This is a genomic window from Rhodococcus sp. TAF43, from assembly GCF_052113525.1.
Classification (GTDB): domain Bacteria; phylum Actinomycetota; class Actinomycetes; order Mycobacteriales; family Mycobacteriaceae; genus Prescottella.
In genome coordinates, this window is the sequence record NZ_JBFRDL010000087.1 from 1 (window position 1) to 8826 (window position 8826).

General features: G+C 67.5%; 7 protein-coding genes and 1 pseudogene. 7 read left to right on the forward strand and 1 reads right to left on the reverse strand.

What is annotated here, in order from left to right:
- From AB4Z09_RS28190 to AB4Z09_RS28205, 4 genes and pseudogenes are all read left to right on the forward strand, one after another.
- A pseudogene (locus AB4Z09_RS28190) lies at positions 1-148 on the forward strand (3-keto-5-aminohexanoate cleavage protein); the annotation flags it as partial.
- 102 nt (positions 149-250) lie between these two features.
- The gene (locus AB4Z09_RS28195) at positions 251-844 is read left to right on the forward strand and encodes an RBBP9/YdeN family alpha/beta hydrolase (RefSeq protein ID WP_114718099.1); all 594 of its coding nucleotides are present in this window, start codon (positions 251-253) and stop codon (positions 842-844) included.
- A 33-nt stretch (positions 845-877) separates the two neighbouring features.
- On the forward strand, positions 878-2431 hold the full coding sequence (locus tag AB4Z09_RS28200) for a long-chain-fatty-acid--CoA ligase (RefSeq protein WP_114718100.1): 1554 nt from the start codon (positions 878-880) through the stop codon (positions 2429-2431).
- Between the two features lie 118 nt (positions 2432-2549).
- Entirely contained in the window at positions 2550-4010 is a 1461-nt protein-coding gene (locus AB4Z09_RS28205; RefSeq protein ID WP_114718101.1) for a glycoside hydrolase family 5 protein, read from the forward strand.
- Between the two features lie 59 nt (positions 4011-4069).
- Here the strand turns inward: AB4Z09_RS28205 and AB4Z09_RS28210 are convergent, their stop codons facing one another.
- Positions 4070-4681 carry a TetR/AcrR family transcriptional regulator gene (locus AB4Z09_RS28210; protein ID WP_114718102.1) on the reverse strand — a complete coding sequence of 204 codons (612 nt, stop codon included), beginning with the start codon at positions 4679-4681 and terminating at the stop codon, positions 4070-4072.
- A 124-nt stretch (positions 4682-4805) separates the two neighbouring features.
- Between AB4Z09_RS28210 and AB4Z09_RS28215 the strand changes: the two genes are divergently transcribed.
- From AB4Z09_RS28215 to AB4Z09_RS28225, 3 genes are all read left to right on the forward strand, one after another.
- Positions 4806-5951, forward strand: a complete 1146-nt coding sequence (locus tag AB4Z09_RS28215) for an acyl-CoA dehydrogenase family protein (RefSeq protein ID WP_442241294.1) — start codon at positions 4806-4808, stop codon at positions 5949-5951.
- Between the two features lie 816 nt (positions 5952-6767).
- Complete coding sequence (locus AB4Z09_RS28220) at positions 6768-7991, forward strand: acetyl-CoA C-acetyltransferase (RefSeq protein WP_174908612.1); 1224 nt, start codon at positions 6768-6770, stop codon at positions 7989-7991.
- Positions 7991-8755: an SDR family NAD(P)-dependent oxidoreductase gene (locus AB4Z09_RS28225; protein WP_114718105.1), complete on the forward strand. Its 765-nt coding sequence runs from the start codon at positions 7991-7993 to the stop codon at positions 8753-8755. The genes AB4Z09_RS28220 and AB4Z09_RS28225 overlap by 1 nt, the downstream gene beginning before the upstream one ends.
- Positions 8756-8826 lie beyond the last annotated feature (71 nt).

The following is an 8826-nucleotide window of genomic DNA, read 5'->3' on the forward strand; positions in this document are numbered from 1 at the left end:
GCTCGGCCGTGAGGTTGCCACGGGCAAGGAGGCTCGCGACATCTACAAGATCGGCACCACCTACGCGAACGCCGACGAGACCCTCGCCGAGCTCGGTTACGCCCCGAACCGTCGCCCCGGCCAGGTCGGCTTCACCCAGCACGCCTGACCCGCTGTCTCACGTCTGCGACAGCACCTCTCGATGGAGCGGGGACGCCCACAGGCGTCCCCGCTCCGTCTGCCCGCCTCGAGATCTTTTGGAGGAAATGCCTTGAGCAGCTCCGTTTCCCCGACCGTCGTGATCGTTCCCGGACTGCGTGACCACGTCGAGGACCACTGGCAGACCCTGTTGGCCGCCGGCCTGGACAAGGTCCGTACCGTCCCGCCGCTCGAGCACGACAAGCTCAGCCTCGACGCCCGTGTGGCCGCGCTCGACGCCGTCCTGGCCGACATCGACGGCCCCGTCGTGCTCGTCGCGCACAGCGCCGGCGTGATGATCACCGTGCACTGGGCCGCCCGGCACGACCGCCCGGTGGCGGGCGCGATCCTGGCCACCCCGTCGGACCTCTCCACCCCGCTGCCGGCCGGATACCCGGCGCTGGCGGACCTCGAGGCGAACGGCTGGAACCCGGTGCCGCGCAGCCCGCTGCCGTTCCCGAGCATCGTCGCCGCCAGCACCAACGACCCGCTGGCCGATTTCGCCGTCGTCGTCGACCTCGCACACGCGTGGGGCGGCCGTCTCGTCGACCTCGGCGAGGTCGGACACCTCAACCCCGCCTCGGGCTACGGCGAATGGCCCCGCGCGACCGAGCTTCTCGACGAACTGTTCACCACGATCGGCGTCCAGACCGCGCCGAGCCACTGACCTTCACGACCGCTGCCCGAGAGAGACGCCCCGATGCTCAATCTGTCCATGTTCCTGGAAGACTCGGCCCGCAAGTACCCGAGCCGCGACGCGCTGGTGCTGGGGGACGACCGGTTCACCTACGCGGAGACCGACGGTCTCGCGAACCAGGTCGCCAATCTCCTCGTCGCGTCGGGCATCGTTCCCGGTGACCGCGTCGCCATCTCCTGCCCCAACCTGCCGTGGTTCCCGATCGTCTACTACGGGATCCTCAAGGCGGGCGCCGTGGTCGTGCCGCTCAACGTCCTGCTGAAGGGACGGGAGATCGCCTACCACCTGCAGGACTGCGGGGCGGTCGCCTACTTCTGCTTCGAGGGCGGACCGGATCTGCCGATCGGCGAGTACGGACGGGACGGCTTCGACGAGGCGCCCTCGTGTCGAACGATGTTCGTGATCGGCGGCGACGGCAGCGTCGCAGCCGGCAGCGATGTGGGAATCACCGCGCTCTCGACGGTGCTGCCCGACCAGCCGTCGACGTTCGAGTCGGTGGCGCGGGAAGCCACGGACACTGCGGTCATCCTCTACACGAGCGGGACGACCGGCCGGCCGAAGGGCGCCGAGCTGACCCAGTCGAACATGGTCATGAACGCCATCGCCTCGAACCGGTTGTTCGACAGCAGCCCGAGCCTGCACGACACCCACCTGCTGACGCTTCCTCTGTTCCATTCGTTCGGGCAGACGATCAACATGAACGCCGGTTTCTCGGTGGGCGCGACGCTCGTGCTGCTCCCGCGTTTCGAGGCGAGCGCGGCGCTGGACATCATGGAGCGCGAGTCGATCACGATGTTCGCGGGCGTGCCGACGATGTACTGGGGCCTGCTCGGAGCCGTCGACGACTCGGTCGACGTGGGCCGGATCGCCGCCAACCTCCGCAAGGCGATATCCGGGGGCGCGGCGCTGCCGGTGGAGATCCTCGAGCGCTTCGCGAGGCGATTCGGGGTCCAGATCCTCGAGGGATACGGGCTGTCCGAGACCTCACCGGTCGCCCTGTTCAGCGATCCGGAGCAGGCACCGCGAGCGGGATCGATCGGGATCCCGATCTGGGGCGTCGACGTGCGCCTCGTCGATCGTGACTGGAACACCGTCGACGAAATCGGCGCCGTCGGCGAACTCGCGATCCGCGGACACAACGTGATGAAGGGCTACTACGGTCGGCCGGAGGCCACCGACGAGGTGATGCGCGACGGTTGGTTCCGCACGGGCGATCTGGCCCGCCGCGACGACGACGGTTTCTACTACATCGTGGACCGAGCCAAGGACATGATCGTGCGCGGTGGGTTCAACGTCTATCCGCGGGAGATCGAGGAAGTCCTCATGACACACGAGGCGGTCTCGTTGGCGGCCGTGATCGGAGTGCCGCACGAGAGCCACGGCGAGGAGGTCCGCGCCTACGTCATCCCGCACGAGGGCTCCGGGATCTCGGCCGACGAGTTGATCGCCTGGTCGAAGGACCGGATGGCGAGCTACAAGTACCCGCGCGAGGTGCGGATCGTGGATCAGCTCCCGATGACCGGCACGGGGAAGATCCTCAAGCGCGAACTGGTGTGAGCAACCGCAACCGTCCGAAAACTCTTACCTGAGGGTGAGTTTCACGGTTCAGACTCCTGCACGGAGGGTCTGAGCCTAGGCTCTCGGGCACTTGGACGGTTGTACAGGAAGGCTCACCGTGCGCGCGTTGCTGTTGCTTGCCCTGACGGCTCTGACCCTGCAGGCAGTCCCGGCTGCGGAAGCGGCTCCGCTCGGCGACGGGTGGACGCTTCCGCAGCTGACGGTCGACGATCGGACGATCAAGGACGTCGAAGGTCGGACGGTGCTCCTGCGCGGCGCGAATGTGAATCAGCTCAACGACTACGCGCAGAACGGAACCGACCTCCCGACGGTGGCTCCGCTGGATCGAACGGACTTCGCGCGGATGGCCACGCTCGGGTTCGACGTGGTGCGACTGAACGTGTCGTGGTCGGCGCTGGAGCCGACCCGGGGCGCGTTCGACCAGGCCTACGTCCAGCGGATCCGCTCCGCCGTGCAGGACGCGAAGGACCACGGCATCTACACCGTGCTCGACATGCATCAGGACGCGTGGGGTCCGTTCGTCGGAACCCCCGCCGGGCAGACCTGCCCACCGTTGCTCGAGCCGGGTATCGGGTGGGACGGCGCACCGGAATGGGCCACGCTGACCGGCGGATGGACGACGTGCAACATCGGGGGACTGCGCGAGGCGTCACCCGCCGTTGCGCGCGCGTTCCAGGCGTTCTACGACGACGAACAGGGGATCCAGGGCCGCCTGGTCGCGACGTGGGCGCGGCTGGCCGCCGAGTTCGCCGACGAGCCCGCGGTCGCCGGCTACGACCTGCTCAACGAGCCGAACCCGGGACTGCGGGACCCGTTCACGGCCGCCGACCAGATCGGCCGTTTCTACCAGCGCGCGATCGCGGCCATCCGGCAGGCCGAATCCGGCGGCTTTCCGCACCTGATCTTCTTCGAACCGAGTGCCGTCTGGTCGGCGTTCGGGATCGACGCGCTCCCGCCGCGTCACTACCTCGCCGATCCGCTCGTAGTGTTCTCGCCGCACCTCTACAGTCAGTCGATCACCGTCAGTAGCGAGTTCCCCTCCCTGGAGACCGGATTCCGGATCGCCGCCGCGGGAGCCGACTGGTACGGCGCACCGCTGTGGACGGGCGAATGGGGCTGGTTCGGTGAACCCGACGAGCAGTCCTCCGCCGTCGACCGGTTCGTCGACGCCACGAACGAGCATCGGATGGGCGGCGCGTGGTGGTCGTGGACGCAGGCGTGCGGCGATCCGCACGCCGTGCGCGACGGCAACACCGAGAAGCCGCAGGGCAACCTCAATCGGATCGACTGCCCGTCGGGCCGGTCGCTGGGGATGGTGGACGGATTCGTGACTCCGCTGGCCCGGGCGTACCCGCGCGCGACGCCCGGATCTCTGACCGACGTCACGTCGGAGGGCTTCGCCGGCAGCGGTCGCGGACGGGTGGAGGCGTGGTATCCCGGCGCCGAGCAGCCGCAACTGGACACCGTGAATCTCGCGGATGTGGATCTTGCGCGGGTGGACGGCGGCTGGCGCTTCACGGCACACGCCGACGGTGACTACTCGGTGAGCAGCCGCTGAGTCGACTCGGATGGAGCTCGGCCTGAGCGATTGCTTAGGAGGTGGGCGGATGTGTGTTGTCACACATCCGCTTTCACCATTCGTTCCGCGAAGGCCGCGAACGACGCGCCCACCGACTCGGGGGTATGCAGCTCGCGGGACGGGTACCACCGCACCGTGTCGATACACAGCGACAGAACCGCGAGGGTGGTGACGTCGATGTTGTCCACCGCGAACTCCCCGTCACGCGTGCCGTCCGAGATGATCGAACGGACGGTGGCGACGATGTCCCGGCGTAGTTGCACCACCCGCGCGTGGTTCTCGTCGTCGAGCGCGGCGAGTTCGTACTGCACGACCCGGGCGGTCCTGTGGTTCTCGGCGTGCCAGTGAGCGAACGCGTAGACGGCGGCACGCAGGCGTTTCGTCGGAGATCCCGCGGTCTCGGCGCCGGCGCGCAGGGCCGCGTACGCCGCGATGTGCCCCTCGAGGCTCAGCCTGGCCAGCACGTCCTGCTTGGACCGGAAGTGGATGTACATCGCGGCGGGGCTCATGTTCGCCCCCGCGGCGATCTCGCGCGTGCTGGTCCCGTGGTAGCCCTTCGCGGCGAACGCGTCGCGCGCGGAGTCGAGTAGCCGCTGCTCGGCCTCCCCGATGGGGCGGTCCGCGCGCGGTCCTGCTGATTGCGATGACATCTGTCTCCGACCTCCGGCGCATCCGCCGACCCGATGTCGGCGTTTCCGCATTGACTTTCCCACACTCTCGTCGCAAACTAAGCGAGCGCTTAGCCGATGGAGGTTGAGTCGGAAAGGGTACGAAGTGAAGAGAGCAGTTTTCACCGCCGATCACGAGCAGTTCCGCGCGGCGGTCCACGACTTCCTGGCGCGGGAAGTGGTCCCTAACGTCGAGTCCCACAGCGAGAACAAGCTGATCGCGCGCGAGGTGTGGTGTGAGGCCGGCAAGCAGGGCATCCTCGGCCTCGAGATTCCGGAGGTCTACGGCGGCAGCGAGGCCGGTGACTACCGGTTCAACGCGGTCGCGACCGAGGAGTTGGCCGCCGTCAACATGGCCCTCGCGTCGAGCTTCGGGATCCATTTCGACATCGTGACGCCGTACGTGGTCGACCTCGCGTCGGAGGAGCAGAAGCAGCAGTGGCTGCCGCGGATGGCGTCCGGTGACGCGGTGGCGGCGATCGGCATGACCGAGCCGTCTGCGGGCTCGGACCTGGCCAATCTGAAGTCGTCCGCCGTTCGCGACGGCTCCGACTGGATTCTCAACGGATCCAAGACCTTCATCACGAACGGCTACACCGCCGACGTGGTGGTCGTCGCGGCGCGAACCGACCCGACACAGCGTTCCAAGGGCATCAGCCTCTTCCTCGTCGATGCGTCGCTCCCGGGCTTCGAGCGGGGACGCAAGCTCGACAAGGTGGGCCAGCCCGAGTCCGACACCGCCGAACTGTTCTTCGACAACGTCCGTCTCCCGGCCGACGCGCTGCTGGGCGAGCCCGGCACGGGATTCGTGGCGATGATGGAACGCCTCCCGCAGGAGCGCATCGGCGCCGCGGTGACCAATGTCGCGCACGCCAAGCAGATCCTGCTGGAGACGATCGAATACGCCAAGGATCGCAAGGCGTTCGGGAACTCGATCGGTTCGTTCCAGCACAACAAGTTCCTGCTGGCCGAGCTGGTCACGAAGATCGAGGTGGCGCAGGCGTACATCGATGCGGCGGTCGCCCAGCACTCCGATGCCGGGCTCAGCGCCGTCGACGCGGCCAAGGCCAAGTGGTGGTCGGCGCAGGTGCAGAACGAGGTGCTCGACCACTGCGTGCAGCTGCACGGCGGCTACGGCTACATGCGCGAGTACCGCGTCGCGCGCGCCTGGATGGACGCGCGCGTCACGAAGATCTGGGCCGGATCCAACGAGATCATGAAGGAAATCATCGGGCGCGATCTCGCGCTGTGATCCTCGCCCTCCCGATCCGTGGGGCTCGTGCGCCCCGCGGATCGGGAGGCCGGCACCAGTGCGTGTCTCCTGTTCGGCGGCGAGTCCCTCTCCACCTGTGAAAGAGGCCCCCCGCGACAATCGAGGGCCACTGTCGGCCGTCGTATCCCTACATGAAGTTCGCCCCGGCGAAAGTGTGTGAGTCGCCACCGCTTCGGTACCCGATTCGATCCTTCTCGATGGAGAAGGCGTATGCGAGGTCGGCCAGGGAGAAGAAGGCCGCGTGGACCGCCGCCCACCTGGCACGTCTACGGCCGCATCGTCGATGACGCGATACTGCCCGTGCGCCGACAATTTCGTCCCCGCACCGGAATTTGCCTTCAGCGCGCCTTGTGACGGCCGGTGGCGCATCCACCGATCAATAAGCGATTGCTTATTCTGGTGGAGCACATCTAGCTGCTGCAGTGCGGCCCTGGCCGACTGCCCCTCGAGGCGTGACCTCCGTGTTGCACGCGCAAGATCAACTGTTCGAACTGTTGTCGTGCTCGGCCAGAACCAGATTCGGTCCACCTGCTTCCGTCTCCGCGGCTGGGATTGACTTTCGCGAGCAACCGCCCCAAACTAAGCGAACGCTTAGCGATCCGCCCTATGGGCGGAGGTCGAGGCGGAACGGGGACCGACCGCGCGGGCAAGCGCCGCGTCGCGCGCGTGGATGACATGTCTGCCCGCGACGACGCTCCCGGCCGGTTCGACCGAGTTCACGTAGGAAGTCACTCTGGCGCGAGTTGGCGCTGTTACCTGTGCCGGCTGCGGCCGGCGGAACGGGAGTTACGAATCATGACCGAAGCAGTCATCGTCGCAACCGCACGTTCGCCGATCGGGCGTGCGGGTAAGGGATCGTTGGCAGGGGTCCGGCCGGACGACCTTGCCGCGCAGATGGTTCGAGCAGCTCTCGACCAGATCCCCTCGCTCGATCCGAACACCGTGGACGACCTGTACCTGGGGGCCTGGGAGCACACCGGTGAGCAGAGCGAGAACATCGCCCGCCGCGTTGCAGTCCAGTTGGGTATGGATGCAGTTCCCGCCGTGACGGTGAACCGGGCGTGCGCGTCGAGCGTGCAGACCACGCGGATGGCGTTCAACGCGATCAAGGCCGGTGACGGTGACGTGTTCGTCTCCGCCGGTGTCGAGTGCGTCTCGCGGTACCCGCAGCAGAACGGCGTCGGGGCCGGCGACGTCCAGTTGCAGAACCCGCTGTTCGCGCCGGCGCAGGAACGGACCAAGCGGCTGGCGGAGACCAACGAGACCTGGACCGACCCGCGCACCGCGGGCCTGCTGCCCGATGTCTACATCACCATGGGGCAGACCGCGGAGAACATCGCCACCTACCGCGGGATCAGCCGGGCCGAGCAGGACGAATTCGCCGCCCGCTCACAGCAGTTGGCGGAGAAGGCGATCGCCGACGGGTTCTTCGAGCGGGAGATCACCCCGGTCATCCTCGCCGACGGAAGTGCGGTCCGCACCGACGACGGACCCCGAGCGGGCACCACGTTCGAGAAGCTGTCCGGACTGCGAACCGTCTTCCGGGAGGACGGCACCGTCACCGCCGGAAATGCGTGTCCACTCAACGACGGTGCCGCCGCGCTGGTCGTGATGAGCGACCACAGGGCCGCCGAACTCGGGCTCACCCCGCTCGCACGCGTGGTGTCGACCGCCGTGAGCGGCCTGTCGCCGGAGATCATGGGGCTGGGCCCGGTCGAGGCGTCGCGTCGGGCTCTCGCGAAGGCGGGCCTGTCGATCTCCGACATCGACCTCGCCGAGATCAACGAGGCGTTCGCGGCGCAGGTGATCCCGTCGTACCGGGATCTCGGCATCGACATCGACCGACTCAACGTCAACGGCGGCGGCATCGCGCTGGGGCATCCGTTCGGTGCGACCGGTGCCCGCATCACGACCACGCTGCTGCACTCGCTGCAGGAGCGTGACCTCCAGTTCGGACTGGAGACCATGTGCATCGGTGGCGGCCAGGGAATGGCGATCATCTTCGAGAGGCTGAGCTGATGACCGAAACGATTGGGACACAGACAACGTCGAACGTGTCGTTCGACTTCACCGGCCAGTCCGTGATCGTGACCGGCGGTGGACGCGGCATCGGGCTCGAGTTGGGGCGCTTCTTCCACGAGACCGGTGCCACCGTGTACCTCGTCGACTTCGACGGCGATGCGGTGACCGAAGCGGCTGCCGAGGTGGGGTGCCGCTGTGCCGTAGCCGACGTGAGCAACAGCGATTCGGTCCAGTCCGTGGTCGATCGCGTGATCGCCGAGACCGGTCGGATCGACGTGCTGGTCAACAATGCCGGCATCCTCCGCGACCGAGTCCTCTGGAAGCTCACAGACGACGACTACGAGCAGGTCATGGCGGTCCATGCGGGCGGGACGTTCCGGTTCAGCCGCGCCTGTGTGCCCCATTTCCGCGAGCGCGGTTACGGCCGCATCGTCAACGTCACCTCCTACACGGGTCTGCGCGGCAATCCGGGCCAGGCGAACTACGCCATGGCCAAGGCCGGGATCATCGGTTTCACCAAGACCGCCGCGAAGGAACTCGCCCGATTCGGTGTGACGGTCAACGCGATCTCGCCCAACGCCGAGACCAGGATGATCGCCTCCATCCCGGAGGACAAGAAGGCCGAGTTGATCGCACAGGTCCCGATGGGCCGCTTCGCCGATCCCCGCGAGATGGCGGCGGCGGTCGCGTTCCTCGCATCGACGAACGCCGGATACATCACCGGCACCGTGCTTCCTGTCGACGGCGGGATCTCGATATGACGGCTCGCTTCGTCGGCCGCGTCGCCGTCGTCACCGGGGCGAGCCGCGGCATCGGTCTCGCGGTGGCGCAG

What these genes read in the sequence shown, in the direction of transcription:
- AB4Z09_RS28220 (WP_174908612.1), top strand. Translation starts at nt 6,768, where the DNA reads ATGACCGAAGCAGTCATCGTCGCAACCGCACGTTCGCCGATCGGGCGT.
- AB4Z09_RS28225 (WP_114718105.1), top strand. Translation starts at nt 7,991, where the DNA reads ATGACCGAAACGATTGGGACACAGACAACGTCGAACGTGTCGTTCGAC.
- AB4Z09_RS28210 (WP_114718102.1), bottom strand. Translation starts at nt 4,681, where the DNA reads ATGTCATCGCAATCAGCAGGACCGCGCGCGGACCGCCCCATCGGGGAG.
- AB4Z09_RS28200 (WP_114718100.1), top strand. Translation starts at nt 878, where the DNA reads ATGCTCAATCTGTCCATGTTCCTGGAAGACTCGGCCCGCAAGTACCCG.